The sequence below is a fragment of the Rhodohalobacter sp. 8-1 genome (assembly GCF_038150125.1).
Classification (GTDB): Bacteria; Bacteroidota; Rhodothermia; order Balneolales; family Balneolaceae; genus SW132.
Window position 1 is genome coordinate 319,864 of the sequence record NZ_JBBVMF010000002.1, and the last position, 22,373, is coordinate 342,236.

The 22,373-nt window shown below is 36.1% G+C and carries 19 protein-coding genes; 1 reads left to right on the top strand and 18 read right to left on the bottom strand.

Annotated elements, in window-relative coordinates; translation table 11 throughout:
* The first annotated feature begins 336 nt into the window (after positions 1-336).
* On the top strand, positions 337-1,794 hold the full coding sequence (locus AABW11_RS02960; RefSeq protein WP_340103263.1) for a capsule assembly Wzi family protein: 1,458 nt from the start codon (positions 337-339) through the stop codon (positions 1,792-1,794).
* A 23-nt stretch (positions 1,795-1,817) separates the two neighbouring features.
* Here the strand turns inward: AABW11_RS02960 and AABW11_RS02965 are convergent, their stop codons facing one another.
* The 18 genes from AABW11_RS02965 to AABW11_RS03050 form a co-directional block, all read right to left on the bottom strand.
* Positions 1,818-3,014 carry a glycosyltransferase family 4 protein gene (locus tag AABW11_RS02965; protein WP_340103265.1) on the bottom strand — a complete coding sequence of 399 codons (1,197 nt, stop codon included), beginning with the start codon at positions 3,012-3,014 and terminating at the stop codon, positions 1,818-1,820.
* Positions 2,995-4,293, bottom strand: coding sequence for a UDP-glucose/GDP-mannose dehydrogenase family protein (locus AABW11_RS02970; RefSeq protein ID WP_340103267.1), 1,299 nt, complete (start codon positions 4,291-4,293; stop codon positions 2,995-2,997). Before AABW11_RS02970 ends, AABW11_RS02965 begins: the two co-directional genes overlap by 20 nt.
* Position 4,294: 1 nt before the next feature.
* Positions 4,295-6,241, bottom strand: a complete 1,947-nt coding sequence (locus AABW11_RS02975; RefSeq protein WP_340103269.1) for a heparinase II/III family protein — start codon at positions 6,239-6,241, stop codon at positions 4,295-4,297.
* Between the two features lie 69 nt (positions 6,242-6,310).
* The gene (locus tag AABW11_RS02980; RefSeq protein WP_340103271.1) at positions 6,311-7,654 is read right to left on the bottom strand and encodes a hypothetical protein; all 1,344 of its coding nucleotides are present in this window, start codon (positions 7,652-7,654) and stop codon (positions 6,311-6,313) included.
* 8 nt (positions 7,655-7,662) lie between these two features.
* Positions 7,663-8,799, bottom strand: a complete 1,137-nt coding sequence (locus AABW11_RS02985) for a glycosyltransferase family 4 protein (protein ID WP_340103273.1) — start codon at positions 8,797-8,799, stop codon at positions 7,663-7,665.
* Position 8,800: 1 nt separating this feature from the next.
* Positions 8,801-9,766, bottom strand: coding sequence for a sulfotransferase family protein (locus AABW11_RS02990; RefSeq protein WP_340103275.1), 966 nt, complete (start codon positions 9,764-9,766; stop codon positions 8,801-8,803).
* Positions 9,748-10,923 carry a hypothetical protein gene (locus AABW11_RS02995; RefSeq protein ID WP_340103277.1) on the bottom strand — a complete coding sequence of 392 codons (1,176 nt, stop codon included), beginning with the start codon at positions 10,921-10,923 and terminating at the stop codon, positions 9,748-9,750. The genes AABW11_RS02990 and AABW11_RS02995 overlap by 19 nt, the downstream gene beginning before the upstream one ends.
* Positions 10,920-11,900, bottom strand: a complete 981-nt coding sequence (locus AABW11_RS03000; protein WP_340103279.1) for a glycosyltransferase — start codon at positions 11,898-11,900, stop codon at positions 10,920-10,922. Before AABW11_RS03000 ends, AABW11_RS02995 begins: the two co-directional genes overlap by 4 nt.
* 19 nt (positions 11,901-11,919) lie before the next feature.
* The gene (locus AABW11_RS03005; RefSeq protein WP_340103281.1) at positions 11,920-12,750 is read right to left on the bottom strand and encodes a glycosyltransferase; all 831 of its coding nucleotides are present in this window, start codon (positions 12,748-12,750) and stop codon (positions 11,920-11,922) included.
* On the bottom strand, positions 12,743-13,378 hold the full coding sequence (locus AABW11_RS03010; protein ID WP_340103283.1) for an acetyltransferase: 636 nt from the start codon (positions 13,376-13,378) through the stop codon (positions 12,743-12,745). Before AABW11_RS03010 ends, AABW11_RS03005 begins: the two co-directional genes overlap by 8 nt.
* 162 nt (positions 13,379-13,540) lie before the next feature.
* Positions 13,541-14,644: a DegT/DnrJ/EryC1/StrS family aminotransferase gene (locus AABW11_RS03015; protein WP_340103285.1), complete on the bottom strand. Its 1,104-nt coding sequence runs from the start codon at positions 14,642-14,644 to the stop codon at positions 13,541-13,543.
* Positions 14,631-15,623: a Gfo/Idh/MocA family protein gene (locus AABW11_RS03020; protein ID WP_340103287.1), complete on the bottom strand. Its 993-nt coding sequence runs from the start codon at positions 15,621-15,623 to the stop codon at positions 14,631-14,633. Before AABW11_RS03020 ends, AABW11_RS03015 begins: the two co-directional genes overlap by 14 nt.
* Before the next feature lies 1 nt (position 15,624).
* Entirely contained in the window at positions 15,625-17,049 is a 1,425-nt protein-coding gene (locus AABW11_RS03025) for an NDP-hexose 2,3-dehydratase family protein (protein ID WP_340103289.1), read from the bottom strand.
* A gap of 116 nt (positions 17,050-17,165) precedes the next feature.
* Positions 17,166-18,629 carry a lipopolysaccharide biosynthesis protein gene (locus AABW11_RS03030; protein ID WP_340103291.1) on the bottom strand — a complete coding sequence of 488 codons (1,464 nt, stop codon included), beginning with the start codon at positions 18,627-18,629 and terminating at the stop codon, positions 17,166-17,168.
* The gene (rfbC, locus tag AABW11_RS03035) at positions 18,629-19,162 is read right to left on the bottom strand and encodes a dTDP-4-dehydrorhamnose 3,5-epimerase (protein WP_445263732.1); all 534 of its coding nucleotides are present in this window, start codon (positions 19,160-19,162) and stop codon (positions 18,629-18,631) included. Before rfbC ends, AABW11_RS03030 begins: the two co-directional genes overlap by 1 nt.
* 9 nt (positions 19,163-19,171) lie before the next feature.
* The gene (gene rfbA / locus AABW11_RS03040; protein ID WP_340103293.1) at positions 19,172-20,038 is read right to left on the bottom strand and encodes a glucose-1-phosphate thymidylyltransferase RfbA; all 867 of its coding nucleotides are present in this window, start codon (positions 20,036-20,038) and stop codon (positions 19,172-19,174) included.
* Positions 20,039-20,041: 3 nt separating this feature from the next.
* The gene (gene rfbB, locus AABW11_RS03045) at positions 20,042-21,091 is read right to left on the bottom strand and encodes a dTDP-glucose 4,6-dehydratase (RefSeq protein ID WP_340103294.1); all 1,050 of its coding nucleotides are present in this window, start codon (positions 21,089-21,091) and stop codon (positions 20,042-20,044) included.
* Positions 21,091-22,284, bottom strand: coding sequence for a Wzz/FepE/Etk N-terminal domain-containing protein (locus AABW11_RS03050; RefSeq protein WP_340103295.1), 1,194 nt, complete (start codon positions 22,282-22,284; stop codon positions 21,091-21,093). The genes rfbB and AABW11_RS03050 overlap by 1 nt, the downstream gene beginning before the upstream one ends.
* Between the last annotated feature and the right edge of the window lie 89 nt (positions 22,285-22,373).

Consider the following 22,373-nt stretch of genomic DNA (forward strand, 5'->3'; position numbering starts at 1 on the left):
AGGCTGAGGCTCTTCGTAACAACTCTCCTCAACCTCAACCTTCTCCGAAGAGGCAACGAACCCTGTTGCCAGCACACGATTACTTAAGGCTGAGGTTCTTCGTTACAACTCACCCACTCACCCACTCACCCACTCACTCTCTGCAGGACCAGGAAAAGCAATGCGACGTGTGATACATCTCTCCCCCATTTTCATTAACTTTCTTTAATAAATTCACCACGAACCGATAATAAAAGAACCCCTTAACGGTTTTCTATGAATGTGTTAGCTGAGCCAAAACCATTCATTGATAGAAATTCTTCAATTTTGAATCATCAATTTTCAATTCCCTGCTGCATGCCCCAAAATTTTAAACAACTATCTGTCCTCCTGCTGCTTACTACCCTGGCACTACTCGTATCACTACCGCAGCAGGCACACGCCCAATTCACCCCCCCCGATCTAACCCTCGAAACCCACGCCCTCGTCAGCTCCTCCGGCACTACCCCGTTCTGGCTCCAGAGCAACCGCCATGGGATGTTCTCCTCCGAAGGAAGCCAGTTTCTTACCCGCATCCAGGCCCACAGCACCAATAACCCATTAACCAATTTTCTAAATTTCAGTTACGGTGCCGATTTCATTGCCCGGCCCGTCACCCAACCCACTGCCTTCTTCAACCAGGGCTACGTGCGCCTTGACGCCTGGAACCTGTTCCTGCAGGCGGGGCGGTTTCACAACACCTCCCCCATTCATGATGAAGAGCTCGGCATGGGCTCGCTGGGCGTTAGCGGAAATGCCACTCCAATTCCACAGATCCGGGCCGGGCTGACTGACTGGACCTCCCTCCCGTTCACCCGCAATTTTGTACAAATTAAAGGTCACATGGCTCACGGTTGGCTGGGCAGTGAGCGCTACGTCTCCGATGTTCTCTACCATGAAAAAGTAGGTCACGCACGCTTTGGCGGGGATTTTCCGTTGAATCTGTATGGCGGGATTGCACAGTATGTACTTTGGGGGGGAAATAGTCCTGAGAAAGGGCAACTAGACTCTTCAATTGATGATTTTTTCAGGGTTTTAATCGCGGTCAGTGCGAGTGAAGGAGCAGCAGAAGGTTCTAATTTTATTATTGGAGATCAAAAAGGTGCCTGGGATTTTGGATTCTACCTTGAACTGGACGCTGTGGATGTGAAAGTCTATCGCCAGTTTCCCCTTGAAACGAAAGACAACCTAAAGTTAAAAAGCCCGCAAGATGCACTGACAGGAATCAGTGTTCTTCCCGGTAGACAGTTGAATCTCCCCATAACTCAGTTAACATATGAATTTTTGTATACTAAACACCAAGACGGACCCCGGCGTGAAAATATTGGAGGTGATTTGACCCGAGATCGTTACCGTGGTAATGAAAATTACTACAATCATGGTGTTTACCGATCCGGTTGGGTTTATAATAGTTCTACAATTGGTAACCCTCTGTTTGTTCCCAGTTCAGATCCTATGATCAGTGTATTTAATAACCGAATTGTCGCTCATCATCTTGGAATGGCCTTTTCCCTTCCACAGAGCATCCAACTTACTACCAAAGCTACCTTCAGCCGCAATTACGGTAAACGATGGGATAACCGTATCCCGGAAGATTCAGAAAAGGCCCCATTGTTTGATCCGTCTATAGATCAGTGGTCATTTTATATAGGTATGGAGACACAAAAGATTATTCAAGATATTCCGTTCACTTTCAATACTGAATTCGGTTTTGATCATGGAGCACTAATTGGCAATCAAATCGGATTACTAATCGGTATAAAGTGGGCGCTTTAGTTGATATGAATACCTTTATTTTTCTATTTATTCAAACAGTGTCTGTAGGCTTTAAGTAATTTCTTTTCTTGATACTTCCATTCAAATTCTTCCTCCATTCTCTTTCTTCCTATCGCACCCATTTTCTCTCTTAATTCTTCATCCTCAAGAAGTACCTCAATTTTATTGGCTAAATCTTCGATATCGTTTGGTTCTGCATATAATGATGCCTCGCCTGCAGATCTCTTTCCCTCTAACAAATCATACTGTACAATAGGCCGTTCAAGTGCCATATATTCCAAAATCTTATTCATTGTGGATTTATCATTTAGAGGATTTAATGGATCAGGATTGGCACAAACATCACATGATGATAGCCTTTCAATCAATTCTTCATCAGATACTCTACCGGTAAATTCAACATTTCCCTCAATTTCAAGATTTTCAGATAATTCTTTTAAGCTTTCAAGCATCGGGCCGCCGCCTACAAAACAAAATTGAATATCCGTTCTCCCTTTTTCTTTTATCAAATAATGAGCGGCTTTTACAAGATGATCTACACCATCAAACTCACCCATTACTCCCAGATATCCTACCAGGTATTTCTTATTATTTCTGTACGAATTGTTTTCTTCAACCTTATTGAAGAAACGAAGATCCGGACCTGATCGCACAACAATTACATCATCCGGATTTTTCTTCCCACGGATTTCTGCAATCTCTTTGTATGATTCATTTGTACTGATTACAGTATCAGCAAGTTTGAAAGTCAGTTTTTCTGCAACTTTTAATGCTGAATGGAAAAATCCTTTTTTATTGAATTTTGATTCATACAGCTCAGGATTTAAATCATGCTGATCAAAAATAAATTTTGTCCCGTGAAATAGTTTGAACCAGGAAGCAACAATGAAGATTAAATCTGGTGGATTACAGGCGTGAATGACATCAAATCCGTGATTCTTCCTAATCAATCTGGCTAACCGGAATTCGTGCCATAGAGCATGTGAATATTCTCTTAAATATCCTTTGGCGCTGCTAACTTCGGGTGGAAGGTTATGTCTGTATATATGAATACCATTTAATTCTTCATAATCATCTTCATAACCTTTTCCTTTCGGGCAAATGATGGCTACTTCATATCCATTTTTTTTGAGTGTATTGGATTCCATCCATACTCTTCTGTCAAATGGTAATGGTAAATTTTCTACAATAATCAGAACTTTACCAGGCGATTCCTTCATAATTCTTAACAGACTTTAAATTTTTAACAATTCCGGTTAGGTCCAATACAGGAATAGATTGATTGGCTTTCTCCAGTACTTTCCTAAACTCTCCGGCTCCATGTGAAACAATTAAAACATCCACATCTTCAATAATTTTATTTTCGTCAACAAGTAGTTTAGACAGATGTGGAATTTTTGAGTCTATAAACTCTTTATTACTACCAATTAATCTGCTTTCATTAATTGCCGGATCATAAATTTTCAATTCAAATCCTTTTCCGATTAATTGTTCGGCCAGTTCAACAGATGGACTTTCTCGCAGGTCATCTGTTCCGGGTTTAAAAGCGAGGCCAAGCAATGCAATTTTTTTGTAATCGTTTTGTCTTATTAAATCAAGAGCTAACTGTATCTGTGCTGTATTACTCTTTGATAGTGAATCAAGTAACGGAACTCCGACATTGTTGATTTTTCCATAGTACTCTAAAGCCCTTACATCTTTGGGCAAACAAGAGCCACCATAAGCAAAACCAGGGCGCATATAGGCTGTGGAAATATTTAATTTCCGATCTTCTACGAGGATTTCCATCACCTTTCTGCCATCAACACCAGCATGTTTTGCGACACGTCCAATTTCATTTGCAAAAGCAATTTTAGTAGCGTGCCACGCATTAGCAGCGTATTTAATCATTTCAGCAACGCCCGGTTCAACTACAACAAATGGTGCATCTACTGATGCATACATATCTTTCAGAGTCAATTCCACCAAATCAGATTTTGTGCCAATAATAGTAAAAGCAGGCTCATCAAAATCTTTGACAGCTGAACCTTCCCGGAGAAATTCAGGATTAAATCCTATTTCTATATTTACATCACCAGAATGTTTCTTCAATATTTCAGCACATTCTTCCGTTGTGCCAGGAAGTACAGTACTTCGAATAACTACGATGTGATCTTCCCCTTTTTCAGCTGCAGCTTTTCCAATGATTTCACATACCCTGTAAACATATTGTAAATCAAGAGCGCCATCAGATCTGCTGGGAGTACCAACACTTATTATTGATATTTCAGAATTATTAACAGCTTGTTCAGCATCAGTTGTTGCCGTTATTCGCCCTTTTTCCACACCAGCTTCAAGCAATTCAGTCAAACCTGCTTCTACTATGGGTGATTCACCTCTTGCAATAGCTTTAACTTTATTTTCATTGATATCTACACCTATCACATTAATTCCATCTCTCGAAAGGCAAGCCGTTGTAACTGCACCTACATATCCTAATCCAAAAATACTAACGTTCATATTAAGTCTTAATCGTTTTTATGATTGTTTTAATTTTAACAGGCAATTCAATGTTTTGCTTGGTCACAATAATAGTTGGTGACTCTACTTTCTTGTTAAATGACGGAGAATACCAGCCTGCATTTTGCTCCCCAACCGCCACTCGAGACATCCAATCATGTGGGAGCTCAATTTGCAATTTCTTTTCTTTATTTTGAATCAGGTACCCATTTGGTATTTCTTTTAATTCACAATCAGGGTGTAAATGAAATCTCTGTTCTGCAGAAGACACTTGGTTTCCTGTTAGTTTATCTGTGATACTTAAACCTGATTCATTTAATTCAAACTTACGGTGATGAATAACATCTAATCTTTTTTTATATCCATCATGACGGGCCTCTAATATATTGTTTTTTGAATCCCATTTCTCAACAAATGTCTCAGCCTTATCTGTCCATAAAAATGCCCCAGCTTGTTCTGACTGATCTAATCCCTCAACAGTTATTGTATTATGTGCAGAGGTTCCGCGAAAATATTTTCGCCATTTAAAGTCGGTATGATAAACATATGTACCCGGATCAATAAAAAAAGGAATCCCTCCATAGGACATTGTGAAAGATAAAGCATCTGCATGGCCGTGGGCAGCAATAGATAGAAAACCAAGTGGACCGGCATCTGCCACTACAAATAACTCATCGTCTGTATTTCTTTGCTCACTCATTACAAAAATTCCCGCATCCTCAAAACCAATCGAACTCTTAAGAACAGGTAAACTATGATTGGTAGGGAGGCTGTCTTCTTGGTTAGATAAAAGCACAGGAAGTTTAGGCCTTTGATGGGTTGATGTTCTTGTGCCTAACAAAAAATCTCCCAACTGCAATAACCAATCGTCTCTACGTTCTTCAAGTGATTGTAATTGAATAGCCATCCCTTCATCCCCGTCACCATAATTGGGCAAATTACCTCCCATATCAGTCATTTGTGGGATTGCATTTACCATTTTTCTCAACAAGTCTTCAGTTTTAGTTGAAAACGAGTCGCCAGCTTGGTTTGCCTCAAAAAGTGACAATAAATAGAACTCCAATACAAAAATATGATAAGAAAACGCTAATTCTTTATTAACTCCGCTATCGAAAGTTTGTTTAACAATTTCTTTCTCAAGGCTATTTTTGGCAAGATTTTGCCAATGCTTAGATTTATCAAACCAAGGCCAAACGGTTGAAGAAATATAGAGACCGGCCATCTCCCCAATAAGATGATTGTTCGCAGAAGAACCCCGCGAATAAGTATTTTCAATAAAAAGCTGATGCTGATAAACTGAATCCCAAATTTTTGAATCCTTATGAAATAATTTATCATAACTTTTTGATGAACGCAGTAATCGTTCACACCAAACCCAAGAGATTAATCTTATTCCTTGTTCAAGAGGATGTGTCCAGTTAACACCAACTAAATATGGATTTTGGTCTATCCAACTTTGAATCTGTGCTATTACTTCTTTAGCATATTTTTCTTCCCCTGTTAAGTGGTAACCAACAGCCAGAACTGTTAAATGATGGTGCCGACTCTTTTCCCAAGTCAACTTAACATTTCCAACGAGGTTCTCATCGCGATGATTAATGGAGTACCCAAACTTTAGAGGAGCCTTAATTCCGGTAACCGGATCCATGTGCCAGTCTATTTCTTCTTCTGAAATATTCTGCAAACCGAAAAAAAGCCATTTGTGATTTAAATAATGCTCGGCTTCCTCGATTAATAACTGAGCTTCCTTATCAGAGGAATCAAGATTTAGTTTTGGCCACTTTTTTTTTTGATTTGGTTCAACAGACCAATTAGCAGTTTGCCATACACTTCTTTTATTTAGAGTATTCTTCCAAGTCCATTTTTTCAATTGAAATCTGATTCGAAAAAATATTTCGTCCAAACTCATTGCGCAAATGCGCTTCCAATACCAAAGAATTTTATTCATCTAATTTTAAGAATTATATAATCAATCATGGAATACTTTTGCAACCTAACTTAATCAAATATGTAAGAACTAACTTTGCTTCAATTTAGAATTCCTTAAAACATATGGTGCTTTGCCACTTTCAGATTTTAGCAATGCATCAACTTTTTGTACTTCAATTTTAAATGAATTTGGTATTTTTGTTCGAGCATTTTTTAGTAATTTAGATTCATCCTCTGAATTATAACCACCTTGAGGAATTACATTAATTACAACGTGATCATAAGACTTTTGATAAATTTGAGCCTGTGAAATGTGTTCCACTCCTCTGGGTATCAACGTCATTCCAACTAATCTTTCTCCCTCGCTAGTAATTAAATAATCTATAGTCCTTCCAACAATACCTTGAAAAGGCTCTAGCCCTAATCGTATATCTTCCAATTTTTCTCTCGTAGTATCTCGAGGCACCTTCATTAAATCCCCAGTTTTAAAACGAATGAATGGCATCGCATCATTAATAAACGAAGTACCTACTATTTCGTAATAATCGTATTGTTCATCAGAGGAATTAAAAAGGAACTCTACATATGCATAAGTAGGGAGAAAGAAATAATTCTCCCCATCAAAAGAATAGGCAAAAACCATCCTCTCTGCCAACCCGTAATAATCAATTACGACACTATTGGGACATACCTTTTTAAAAAATCTTCTAGTACTATTATCTAATACTTCAGAAGAAGTTATAACTGCTTTCACTTTAGGCAAGTTACCTACGTCAAAAATATTTCTTAAAAGCTCTTCAAGTGCGCTAGGGTAACCAATTAATAAATTAATATCTGATTCCTTAATGAAAGAATAATAATGATCAATTGTTTCTGGTGATAAATGAGTGGAAGAAAAAGCTACTTTAGATGAGGAAATTTGCTTCCAAAATGGGGGATCAGTATCGTCAGGAGATTTGATATCATCTCCTCGAAATATTCCAACATTCGATCTTTTAAAATCACCACCAGCTTTATTTACTATATAATCAATAGTTGCTTGTTCATAAGAAATTGAAGAGAGGCTTCGATATAATTTAATGGGTATGCCCGTTGAACCACTTGTACTTGCACTAATGGTAAATAATTTATTTCTCGTTAAGAGTTTTTCTGCATTATCCCTTACTGTTGATTTCTCTAAGATTGGCCAATCTTCAATATTTAAACTATTTAAATTATTCTTCTTAGCATATCTACTATTACTTGCTATTTGCAATACTCTCTTTAGATTATGCCCTACTACTCTACGTTTTTTATCTTTATTATAGGTATCTATTTTTTTAAGATCATTATAAAAACGATTGTAAAAAAGCGGAGGTCTTCTTAATAGATTGTCAACAATGGAATTGTACTTTAAATTCTTTATAAATTCAGATATTCTTTTATAAATCATGCTTATTATTAAGCTAAAATAGTATTAATTCCTTGGATAAAACTATTTGCCATATTCTCGATTGTTAAGTGTCGGATACTATTCCAAATCTTGTTTGTCTTTAACTGTATATAATTCTTAGAAAATATTTCATCAATTTTTGCAGCATATTCTTTATAATTTGAATTAATTGGTAATATGAATGCATTCTGCTCATTTAAATATGCATATTCGGGCATATGTCTCTTTGAGTCTATTGTAACTACTGGTAAACTATAGCACATCGCTTGCAAGGGCCCCAGCCCAACTAATCCAGGAAACATAAACATATCGCTAGCAATATAATATGGTGCTAACAGGTCGGGATCTGTAATCGCATTATATAAAGAACAATTTTCATCCGGTATTTCTGAAAATTCTGATTTATCACCATTACCTATTACTAATAAATGGTAATCATTTGATTTTTTTAAAAGTTCTATAAAAGCTTCCTTAATAACAGGTATTTTTTTATTCTTATTTATCCTGCCAACAAATAGTAATACACGTTTGCCATCTAATCCCTTTTTTTTTCGAATTTTCTCCCGCTGAGGTAAATAATTTTCATAATATTTCCTCTGTTTATTAATATCGATGGTATTATTAAGAGTAAATATTTTTTCTTTACTAATTCCTTTATCTACCAAGTATTGTTCAACAGACTCAGTGTAGGCAAAGTATAAATCACTTAACTTCACCTGTTTTAATTTGAGTTTTTCAGTAAACCACTTGATCCCTGTAGGGTTTATTACGCTGGAATGTTTCCCGTGCCCCCAAAGGGCATATCGTTTCCCCATTAATTTTACCATAAAAGATAACGGGTATGACACATTGTTAAATGCATGTTCTACAACAACAGCATCATATTTATGTAGATATTTAAGATAATCTTGATAAGTGACCTCATAGCCTAAAATACTACCTGTATAGGTTTTCGTTTCTATAACTGGAAAACGAAAAGAATCAAGATCAATTTCTTCGGAAAAAAACCTATTCTCTTCTAATTCGGTAGTATCATACACTACCTCAAATTCCCAGCTATCTGGTTTTAACTCATTTAATTTATTATAAAAGTCAATGCGGTAATGAGGGATAGTGGATTGGTGAGCAATTAAAACTTTTTTCATTTCAGGAAGTCTTCAGCTTTATCTGTTTGACTACTTCCGAAATACGATCTTTAAAAGAATTATTTTCTTTAGCTCTGTTACCTACAAGCAGCATAGCTAATACATCATACATAATGCCATATTTTTTGTAAAAATGACTCAACGGTTTTACTTCTTTAGCATGGGCAGTATCATAATTTAACTTTTCCATTCCATCAAAAGCTATTTCCTCTATTCTTCGGATAAATTTTGGTTTAGCAGTTGTTTTCCATTTTTGTTTATTGCCTTTCTTTATCGGGTTGCCATAATTGATCTTACCATCTACAATAGTGTCGGTATGTTTGTGGTAAGTTAGCATCCTTTCGTCCCATTCTATTTCAATAAACTGGCAAATACCCTTAGTGACACGTTCCGTTTCTGATAATAAATCCTCAAATTTTAACAATAGGATTCTATCATTCACTTGGGCTAGGTCATGTACATGACTCATCCGACTAGCCCATTTATCGGCAACTAAATATGGATTTTTACCCCATTTCTTCTTCCAGGAAAGTACGACATCCCTTACGTCTCGAGTTACAACTATTAGTTTACTATCAGGAAATAATTTAAATAGTATTTCGGCATTTTCGGAATTTTGAGGTGTTTTATTACCCCATACATCTCTCTCTATCTTAGAAAACAATTCGTAGAAAAACTGATATTTGGAAATACTACGACCATTCAAATTGTAAATACTCTTTTGCATACTTTCCTTATTCGTAAGGTTATCCCAGATATCATGATCAGAGAGCCACTCTAAAAGTTTATTTGTTTCCTCTTGGGTATAGCTATCGTTTACAGCAAACGGCAAATGAGTTGGGAGTTTATATAGGAAGGGCATTTCCCCATTGATATGAACAGCCGGGTGAGCATTTAGAACATTTTTAAGAAGATCAGTTCCACCGCTTGGGAAACCGCCTATAAATATTAATTTTTTTTCAACCACAACCTTTTTGGTAATTTTTTTTGACTATTAACTATAATATATACCATCAAATAAAATACAAACATTAAACTAGCATCATTATAAATATCGGACGTTATAGCTAGTAATAAAAAAATAAGTACTATAAGATAACTAGATGATGTTTGTTTAAGTTTACTAAAGATAATTACAAGAATCCCAGTAATAGAAGTCAATAATCCTAAGATACCCAGTTCTGCATAAGCCTTAAGGTATTCACCATTTAGTCCTAGTTCCATTTCTCCCACTAAAGGATTTGTATAGACACCAGGACCATCACCTATAACTTTTAGCGGTTCACTCAAAAAATACAATATTGCAGCTCCCCGTGAGTAACCACCAGTCTTGAATGTTTCCATATTAATTCCCGACTGAAATGTTATTTGATTATAGATTACTATTAATTGTTCCTGTAATTGAGTTGCATACCCTGCCATTGAGAATATTAGAAAAAAAATTAGTATTGATGTTAATCCATATATCTTCTGCTTAAACGTTGAATGAATAATTAAGAAAAAACCCAATACAACGAAAAGTGCCAATTGTGAAACTCTTGAATCAGCAAGTATTATTGATAAGCTAGAAGCAATGAGTACAATAATATTCCATTTATCAAATTTCTTTTCTGCAAATAGGATTAAAATTATTACAAGCAACAAAAATGTACTCATCACAGGATCGCTTTTTACAAAAAATGTACCGAACCTAAAGTCTAAAAAATCTATATCTATTGAACTAAAACCACTAAGAGTAGGGTAAAATAAAAACTGAAATAATACGACAGGTAGCTGAAATAAAGCTATCCATTTAATTACACTATTTAGATCTCCATCACTATTTTTAAAATAGCCATCAATTACCAAATACATCGTATACGAAATAATAGGTATTCGTAATCCAACAATTAGTGAATTTAAGCCACCCCCATTATAAATAGATGACACAATAATTAATGCAGAATAGAATAAATGAAACTTGGTTATTTTATTAATTGGCAAACTAAAAAGTGGAAGTAGTGCAAGTACAATTATTGAACTATAGAATGGTCGATAAGGAAGAATACCCGTAAATGCGATGAAACCACCAACTAATAAATGTAACGTAAATACTGTATAAAATAGGCTTGTTTTTATACTCACTTTTTCGAAGTCGAAATTATATCCTTAATATAAGTCATGAACCCTGAAAAGTAGGTATAACCTCCCTTTAAATATAATAATGAAAGAGGTATAAATCGTGTAATAATATTCTTTTTAAGAAGATTAATTCTTTCATCTAAGGTTTTAAGAGTATCTTTTATTAATAATTGTCTTTTCTTTAATGTAGTATTGCAACTAACTAAACTACTTTTTTCAAATTCCTTTTTTTTAATCCAGTTAATTAGAGCCAAGTATAATTTTTTTTTTCTCTTAGCATTATAAAGTGAATCATTATTAATTTTATGCCATATATATTGATTTAACGTTAACTCACTTGATGAATTTATTATATTTGATTTAGTTGCATTTGACTCATGTCGCCTGTATAGTGATAAAACCTTCTCATATATGCACCTTTTACCTAAATTTAACGCAATATTATGCAACCATGTATCATAGTTTACCCCATTAGGAATAGGTAAGCAATCATTTAATAATTCTCTTCTTACCGTAGTTGCCATTCCTGTTACATAATTGTCCAAATTTCTAAATTTTTTAAATCTCTTTACCTTTGTCAGAGGCAATGGATTAAGATTCATATCTGTATACTGCAAATCATGAATGATTAAATAACAATCTGGATTATCTTTAAAATATTCTGAAACATCTTCTATTTTTGTTTTGAACCAATAATCATCTTGATCACAAATAAATATAAAATCTCCAGTGGAATTCTTGAATGCATTTTGGAAGTTACTATTGTATCCATTATTTGGATTTATTAATAATTTAACTTCAAAAGGAGCATTAATTTTGAAGTTTTCTATAATCTCAATTGTATTATCTGTTGAGTTATCATCACTTATCACCAATTCGTCGGGCTGTCTTGTTTGTCCTAAAATACTTTCAAGTTGTGCTTCTAAATATTTAGCCCCATTAAAGGTTGCTATTGCAACTGAAATTTGCATTCTTTCCATTTTATTAATTCAGTTCTAATTATTTAAGCAAATTTCTAAATTTACGTATAACTTTAAAATGTAATTTTTGGCCTCTTGTAATTTTCTCTTTTCTTTCTTTTAAGATTTTCATTACTTTTTTGTCCTTATTTTCAAAATATTTTACTAGTATATCCAGATATTGAATAATAGATGGAGTTTTATCTTTATTACTCCACATACCTTTATCGTGAACCCTATAAACTGCCATGGCTTTTTCTATTTTTTTTATCAAGTTTCCATTCCTTAAAAGAAACATATATAGTATGTAATCCCCAATGGGAGCTTCTAAAAACTGCTCCGGATAGCCCTCTAATTCGTTTCTGAATAAGACGGATGGAGTATGTATAAAATTCTGTTTTGCAAGTTCGTAGATATTACTGGTTTCATTGACATTTCTCGTTAAAAAGTCATCAACGATCTCATCCTCTTTCTCAAGTTTTATTCGAACAGTATGAAAACAAATAGAGTATTTTTTGTTCTGTTCCATAAAATCGATCTGTTTTTGAAGTTTTAGCGGATCGGTCCAATAGTCATCTCCTTCGCAGAGGGCTATATACTTACCTTTACATTGTTGCAAAGCCCAAACAAAATTATCTATCATACCTTTATTATTATCATGTCTATGGTATTTAATCCAGTGACCATTCTCATGATTTTGTATAAGGTCTTCAACAATTATCTTAGTAGAATCAGGTGAACTGTCATCAGCAATAATTATCTCTACATCATGTTTAGTTTCTTGATTTAAAACACTCAATATAGCCTCCTCAATATACTTCTCGTGAGCATAGGTTATCATGCAAACTGAAATCAGGATTGAACTACTCATTATTAACTTTAATTACTTTAGCAGGAACACCAACTGCAGTTGAATTTGATGGTATGCTTTTTGTAACTACAGATCCCGCACCTATCTTACAATTCATCCCTACTTTAACATTTGGCAAAATTGTTGCATTTGCACCTATAAATGAAAAGTCATTAATGTATACACCACCAAGGATGGTGGCGCCAGGTGCTATGTCACAAAACTTTCCAATTTTTACATCGTGATGAATTTTCGCTGATGTATTTATAAGTGTACCTTTTCCAATAGAAACAGAGTTTGATATGAAGGAATTGGGCATAATATTAAGTCCATCAGCTAAATTAATATCAAAATTTCCTATTATGGAATTTCTAGAAATAATAGATGTTAGAACTCCTCCAATATCATTTAATTTATTACTGATAATTTCTCTTTGATTTGTACCGCCTAAACCCAGAACAAAACTATTGTCAGTTTTAAGAAATTCTTGAGCCTCCTCTATTGATCTAAGGATTCTATATTTAGAAAATATATGCTCAGATAGTTCTGCTGTTACATCGTCAAAAAAAACTATTTCTTTGTTAGTTTTTTGTTCACTTATAACTAAGAGTAAATCTTTAGTATGTCTACCTGCACCAGCAATTAACATAATTATAAAACTCGTTATATAATTTTCTTATTTGAGATATTTAATTTTCACTCTAAATATAATAAATTGGGATCTACAATTTATTATAGCGATTCCTTAGGAATGACCTTAATCCAATGACTTCAAATAATCCTGATTCTTCAAACTCAAATAATGAAGCGGCTATTTGACAGCTATTCTATTCATAATGGTTTTTATAATTAACTCTTGCGCATTACTGGTTAAATTAAAATATAAAGGCAAACACAAAATCCGTTTCGAAATGACTTCTGAAATAGGCATTGATTCATATTTGACAACTTTTGAATACGTGTTTACAGATGGATAAAAATATCTTCTAGGAAAGATGTTTTTATCATTCAATGCCTTCTCAACTTTATTCAGTAGTTCTTCAGAAGGAAAAATGACCGGGAAATATGAATAATTGCATTCACCATCACTAATTTTTTGAAATTGTAAATTTGAAATTTCAGAGAGGCTTTCATGATACATTCGATACTTCTTTTTCCGGTCATTCAATACATCATCATGATATTTTAAATTGGCCAAACCTAATGCAGCATGTACTTCCGTCATTTTACCATTAAAGCCGTCTTCAACAATGTCTTTATCTTCATTATGCCCAAAGAATCGTAACCTTTGCAGTTTTTTATCCAGCTCGACATTGCTAGTCACACATCCCCCTCCTTCAGCCGTATTAAGCAATTTAGTAGCATGTAAACTTGTAGCACTTACATTGCCATACTCCAACAGGCTTTTCCCCTTATAGGTTGAACCAATAGCATGGGCTGCATCATAAATAATCTTCAAATTATATTTCCTTGCAATAGCGTCGATCGCTTCCACATCACATGGATTTCCAAAAACATGAACCGGCATAATAGCTACCGTTTTATCGGTTATATGGTCTTCAATTTTTGTTGGATCTATATTTAATGTTCCCGGATCAATATCACAAAATACTGGGGTGCAACCCTCCCACTTTATGGCACTAACAGTGGCAATCCATGTAAATGGGGTAGTAATAATTTCACCTTGTAGTTCAAGAGCTTTAATAGCCATTTGAAGGGCAATAGTACCGTTAGATACCGCCACAAAATTATTCAGACCCATTTTCTGGCATAATTCTCTCTCAAGACGCTGAACTAATGGGCCATTGTGTGTCAAAATACCATTTTCCCATACCCCTTTTAGTAATTCTACATATTCCTCCAAAGGCGCAAGAGAAGGTTTAGTTACATAGATCGGCTCGTTATTTTTTTTCATTTATATTAGCTATGGTTTTAAATTCTTTTATTAATCGAGCTTGGTTTAGGTTTAATTGAGCCTCTTCTTCTGAGCCACCTTTTAAACATTGTTCATAAAAATGATTCAACATCTTACAAAAATGATGATCAGGCTCTAATGTTAACTCTTTAATTCCATTCTGATTTTCAATTTTCAATATTGGTTCATAGCCCGGTGGTGCTGTAAATATACGATTTGTTGATAATTTACCTTTACTGCCCCATAAATCAATCGAACATTGATAATGTTGGTCAAAGCCAAAGGCAATTTCTGAAAAAAGATCTGAAGAATTATCCTGTACAAAACCGCCTCCCCAAATATCTACGCCTTTTTCTTTATCCATAAAACAACTGGCTGCAGTAATCCTGCAATCCAATCCAAGAAAAAGTTGAGAGGCTTTCAAGGTATAAGCTCCTGCATCTAACAGGGCTCCGCCGCCCAATTTTTTGCTATAGCGAATGTTGTCTTCATCCCGAAAAGGAGGAAACCCAAATGAACTTCTTATGCATCGCAATTCGCCCATTATACCACTATTGAGTATGCTCCGAATTTCTTGTAATTGCGAATGAAATCTAAATTGAAAATTTTCAATTAAAGCCAAATTATACGAACGTGCAAGCCGGGAAAGTTCATCAACTTCGGAATAAGAGCATGCCAACGATTTTTCCACAAGAACATGTAAACCTGACTCTAATGCCTTTTTAACCCATTCATAATGAAGTACATTGGGAAGAGGTATATAAACAGCGTCTATATCCTCCAGATCAATCATTTTTAGATATCCTGTAATACCTTTAGTATTAAATTTATCAGCAAATCTTGATGCATTCACCCTTGTTCTGCTTGCAACACCCACCAATTTAAATTTTTCCGGCATTTGTTGTATTGCAGGAATCATATACTTCTCTGCTATTGAAGCTCCTCCCAGAACTCCAATACGTATAATACTTTCTTCCATATTAAATAAATGATATAGCTGATATTAAACTTCTGGCTTGAATATTTAAGTAATTGTTATATTTCAAAAAAGTATGCAATTGATTTAGAGTCATCCATATATAATTTTCAGGTAACTCCAATGGAATTTCATCACCCGCAACAATAATTTTGTTTTTGTTTTGCTCTCGGAAAAAACGCCCACCTTCCTCAGATTGAATTGCGTCAAAAACGGTTTTTTCCTCAGGAGCATTTAACACATAATCTAGAAAAGGTAATTTGCCTTTTTTCGTGTCACGATAATTACCTGTTAAACATTGCACGGTAGGAGCAAGCTCTATAATATCGAAATTACCACATTCCAATTTTGCCTGAACCACAAAGTGAAGTACGCCATTAATTTCTTTACAAACAAAGGCGCATAATCCGTCTTGCGTTGGCTGTACCATTGGTTGAGACCAACTAACTACTTCCCTATTTCCAATTTCAACTTGCACAGGTATAACTTTAAAGTATTTATTTTCTTTGTGCTTTATTTCTGAAGGCGTATATACCCAATCATCAATTTCCTTAAGGGACACTCTTTCAACTTCTAATTCATAGTAGCTTTTAAGCCGGGTTATAAACTGAATGACTTCATCATTCGTATGTAGGGAATTTTCTAACAAAGCAGATGCAAGAAACTTTCGCCCTATATTATTATTACCTTGATATCCGAAAAACTTGAATAATCCTACAACATCTTCATCATACGAACCATACGGTATTCCCGAAATTACGGTACGGGTATCCATATTAACCAAATTATCGAAGTTCATTAGTTTTTTTAATTGAGCTAAAGTAAGCCAAATAAAATCGTCTTTAACTTCTATTTCTTCATCAACTTTAATAATTATATTTCTATTTCTTTTCTTTAAAAAACGCCCTCCTTGTTCCGATTGTAGCTGATCTAGAAGTATTTGATCCGGTTCTGCATTTCTAAAGAAGTCCAAATAATGAGGTTTCTTACCTTTATGAACCTGAGTATAATTACTTTTTGTTGCCTGTAAAGTTGGGGAAAGCTGAACATAATTTACATTACCCGGTTCGATTTTAGCTTGCATTAGAAAGTGTAGTGTTCCATTAAATTCTTTGGTTATGATTCCCAAATAACCCACCTCCGGCTGATTGATAATGGGCTGCTCCCATTCGTTTACATTTCCCCAATTTGTGCTAACCTTAATACCATCAATGGAGAAAAATTTACCAGAATCGTGTCGTAACGACCCAGAATATTCGTCATACTTCCATTGCTTTAACTCATAAAATTTCACCTTCTCAATATGAATACTTACCTGTTCATTTCTTTTTTCAAGCCATTTAATTACTGATTTTGTTGGTGTAATAGATTCTTCTTCTGAAAATGCAGATTTTATAAAAGAAAAAATATTTTGTGAATTTTTTAACATACAATTAAACCCTAAAAGATAATATATAATACAGTTTGCAGGGCAAAAATAATGCCCATTAGAAATGGTACAGCAGGTTTTCCTCTCTGGAAATCATAAGTGGTTTATATATGGGTTCATAAGTTAAAGATGGCTTTAATTCGCTTTGGTAAAAATGGATGCGCCATTTCTAATACAATGTTTACAATTTCCGTTCGGAATAATAAATTGCTACCAACATAAATAGAACCAGATAACAACAAATATGCAATCAAGATTAAGAGAGACTGTACCGGAAAAAAAAACGAGAGCGCAGCTATAATTGCGATCATTGGAATGGATAATACCAAAACTTTTAATACGTCTTCTCCCTGTTCCAATATTGAGTAGTTCAAAAACTTGGCCGTGTACCAAGTATTAATAAATAAAGCTATATAAGATGAAATAACTTGTCCAACCAAAAGGCCATAAATTCCAAACTGTAATCCAACCAAAATGGCAATGGCAATATTTACTTTCTTGATAATTTCCAGTTTTAAAAACAAATCAGAACGACCTAATACTTTCAAAATATTGAGGTTTACAGCATGCAGATGATATAATATCCCACTAAAGCATAAGATTTGGAGAAACGGAGCTGCATCAATCCACTTCTCCCCCAACACATAAAGCATAATGGGCTCTGCAAATAGTATTAACAGCAACATTCCAGGAAATATCACAAAGGAGCTACTCTGTATAACCTGCCGGTATCCTCTTTTTAAGCGAACCGGATCACCCCCGGTTTTGGCCAATAATGGATATGTCACTTTCTGAATTATTCCAACCAAATTCTGACTAGCCATCTGTTGCATCTTTTTTGCCTGTGTATAGAAACCGAGCGTAGCGGCTACGAAAAATTTCCCAATTACAAGTTTATAAATATGTAGAAAAATAGTATTCAAAAGTCCTGAAAGTAATAATTTATACCCAAATCCAAACAAACGGTTAAATGATTCCTTATCAAAATGAAACCGAATTTTGGCTGGTTGTAATATCCACAGGGCTATACTGCTGCAAGCTGCAACCAATAAATACTGCGCCACCAACGACCATACTCCAAAATCCATATATGCCATGGTTATAGAAACTGTTCCTGCAATAAATACGGCCGGCACCTGTGCATAGGCTTGTTTTTTAAATTCCAATTGTTGGGTCATCTCAGAGCGCTGTACAATGGCTATTCCAAAAAAGATAACCGCCAATCCCATAACCCGTGTTAAATCCACTAATTCAGGGCGGTTGTAGAATTCTGCAATCCAGGGGGCACCCACATACAGCAATCCATAAAAAGCCACAGAAAGCAGCAGATTCAGCCAAAATACTGTTGAACGATCTTGATCAGAAATTTCTTTTTCTCGAATCAACGCCTGTCCCATGCCGCTATCAATAAAGCTTTGGGCAATAGCAAAAAAAATCATGAGCATCGCTATTAAGCCGAAGTCTTCCGGTGTAAGCAAACGGGCAAGAATAATAAAAATAACAACTTGCAGAATCTGTTGTCCAAATCGTTCAACTGCAACCCACAATACACCAATGGAAGCCTCTACTTTTAAAGACATTATTTTAAAACAAATACAAATGATCCAAGTTTATTGTCTTTATTACTGACAATTGGATTTTTTAAAGGCCAATTTATACCTATGCTATCATCGTTCCAGATTATTCCATCTTCATAATTAGGGTAATAGTAATCCGTACATTTGTAAACAAAATCAGCTGTTTCTGACAGCACACAAAAACCATGAGCAAATCCAGGAGGAACGAACATTTGAAAATGATTTTCATCAGTTAGTTCTTCCCCATACCATTTGCCAAATGTGGGAGAATCATTTCGAATATCAACCGCCACGTCAAATACTTTTCCTGAACGAACACTCACTAACTTTCCCTGGGGATGTTTTTTTTGGAAATGCAGCCCTCTTAATACGCCTTTATATGACCGGGACCAGTTATCTTGCACAAAATCATCTTTTATGCCTATTTCTTTGTAAAGTTTTTTTTGCCAGGTCTCCATAAAGAAACCTCGTTCGTCTTCAAACACCTTTGGCTTAATGATCAATAATCCCGGTATAGGTTCTTTAATTACTTCCAGCATTTAAACTTAATCCTTTACTAAATTGAGTAAATATTCACCATACCCACTTTTAGTCAATGGTCTTGCTAATTCTTTGAGTTGAGTATCATTTATATAATTCATGCGCCAAGCCACTTCTTCCGGACTGGCTATTTTTAAACCCTGCCGCTGTTCGACAGTTTGTACAAAGTTTGCAGCCTGTAGCATAGAATCGTGAGTTCCTGTATCCAGCCAAGCCGTTCCCCGTCCCATCAACTCAACAGTTAGCTCTTCATGTTCCAGGTAAATTTTGTTTAAATCGGTGATTTCAAGCTCACCTCGTGCTGACGGTTTAAGGTTCTTAGCTATCTCAACCACCTTATTGTCATAATAGTATAAGCCAACTAACGCATAATTTGATTTGGGTTTTTCTGGCTTTTCTTCAAGGCTTAATACTTTTCCATTTTCATCAAACTCTACCACCCCATAGCGCTCTGGATCATGCACATTATATCCAAATATGATAGCACCGCTCTCCAATTCTGCAACTTTTTGAAGCTTAGTTGAAAGACCTTGCCCGTAGAAAATATTATCCCCCAGTATTAGGGTTACACTATCATTACCTATAAATTCTTCTCCAATAATAAAAGCCTGTGCAAGTCCTTCTGGCTTTGGCTGCACTTCGTAGCATAACTCAATTCCCCACTGTGATCCATCACCCAACAACTCTTTAAAGCGTGGCAGATCTTCCGGTGTGGAAATAATTAGTATTTCTTGAATGCCAGAAAGCATTAAGGTCGATAATGGATAATAGATCATCGGTTTATCGTATACCGGTAGCAACTGTTTACTCACTACCAATGTATTTGGATGAAGTCGTGTACCAGCTCCACCGGCTAAAATTATTCCTTTCATCAGTTACTTTTTTGTACCTAATCGTTCTAAATTATAATTCTTATCCGTTACGGCTTCTACCCAATCCATGTTTTGTAGATACCACTCAATCGTTGCTTTAATACCTGTTCCAAAAGTTTCGTCCGGTACCCATCCAAGTTCTCTCTCAATTTTTGACGCATCAATGGCATATCGAAAGTCATGACCGGGTCGGTCTGTAACAAAAGAAATCAGATCCCGGTATTTCTCTTCTTTTGGAACTAACTCATCCAATGTATCACAGATCGTGTGTACTACTTCTAAATTTTGCTTTTCGTTGTGTCCGCCTATATTGTACGTTTCACCAGCTACTCCATCCTGAACGACTTTCAGCAGTGCCTTGGCGTGGTCGTCTACAAAAAGCCAATCCCGTACATTTTCGCCGGTTCCATAAACAGGAATATCTTTCCCCTGTAATGCTTTCAAAAGCACAACCGGAATAAGTTTTTCAGGAAATTGGTACGGTCCGTAGTTATTGGAGCAGTTAGTGATCATCGTCGGCAAACCATAGGTATGATGCCAGGCTCGTACTAAATGATCGGAAGAAGCTTTACTCGAAGAGTAAGGCGATCGCGGATCATAAGGAGTTTCTTCGGTAAAAAAGCCATCTTCTCCTAATTCACCATAAACCTCATCTGTTGAAACGTGCAGAAATCGAAAATTTTCTTTTTGTTCGTTCTCTAAACCTTGCCAATATTTCTTAGCTTCCTCTAACAGTATATGTGTTCCATTAATATTAGTCTTAATGAATTCGGCTGAACCATCAATGGATCGATCTACGTGTGATTCTGCTGCCAGGTGCATGATGGCACCCGGCTGAAATTCATCGAAAATGCGATTGATAGTTTCTGCATCACAGATGTCCACATGTTCAAATTGGTAACGGTCTGATTCAGCAATAGATTCAAGAGATTCCAGATGCCCGGCATAGGTCAGTTTATCAATGTTTAGAACGTCATGATCCGTCTCATTGATGATCATTCGGGCTAAAGCCGAACCTATAAAACCTGCACCTCCTGTTAAGATTATCTTCATTATTTCCTTATATAATATTTAAATAGGATTAATACAATACTGCATACACCTGCTAACACTACAAACAAAATTAATACCCTCAACCCACTCGTCGTATCATCCACCGGCACCTGAACAGGCTGCAAAATACTCACTACCGGTGTTTGTTCCTGTACTTTCAGCTTGGCCTGCTCCACCTGCTGGGCCATGGAATTATAAACGTTAAAGGTAAGATCATATTCCGACTGGAGGCGCTGCTGCTGGGTCTGGGCCCGAGCGGTAGACAGATTGATGTTGGCGTCCCTAAATTCGGCCAGCCGGTCCTGGGCTTCCCGGAAACGTTCTTCGGCGCTTTCAAGCTGTTCCTGGGAGAATTGAAGGTCCTCCTGGGCTTTCCGGGTTCTGTATTGGGTTACGTATTCTTTTATCAGCTCTATACTGGTTTTTGCCACTTGAGCGGCGGCATTGGGATCGGGCATCTCAACTGTGAGGTTAATCACTCCGGTCTGTTCATTTAGGGACACATTCACCCGTCCACGCATATTGTCAATAATTTCCATCTGGTCTTTCGTAACCGAGATGATCGAGTCGGCCTCAAACCCACGGGGAAGCCCCATTTCAGGAGTCTCTTCCCGGAACAGCCCAATAATCTTTCCAGGTAACCCAATAGTGTACCCGGTTATGTAAGAAAAGATTGAAGGTGTGTTAATCTCGTCAAAAAATGTGTACACCGTTGCGGTGGTATCAAACTCGTTAAACCTCACCTCCTGGTTCAGCAACTCTAGCTGAAAAGGCAAACTCTGAACGATCTGAGGATAAAGCTGTGGAGGGATCATGCCTTCAGATCCCAGATCAGCACTACCGCTCATTCCCAGCAGACCGCCATATTGCTGCAGCAGACTACTTGCACCACTTTCAGAAGGCATTTCCGGCATCAGGGTGGCTCCGCTCTGGTACTCTTTAGGACTCAGAAGGGCCACGGCCAGACCAAACACAATACCCACGGCCAAAAACTTATAAATCGTGGAGCGGTTCTCCCAGATGTGTTTGGCAAGTTCTACAAGGTCAATTTCATTCTCGCCATTATCGCCGCTGCCATCCCACTCCTCCACAGGCACCAGGCGGTACTCCTGCAAAGGAAACTCATCACCATCTTTTTTCGATTTTCTTTTTTCAGGACGCGGCTGCCCTGATGATTCTTTTTCGTCAGACAAAGGGGTAATTTAGATTAAAGATTAAGGATAATAGATTATAGAGAACAGGTAAAGATTATGATAGTGAATTCATATTTTTTGCTGTAGAT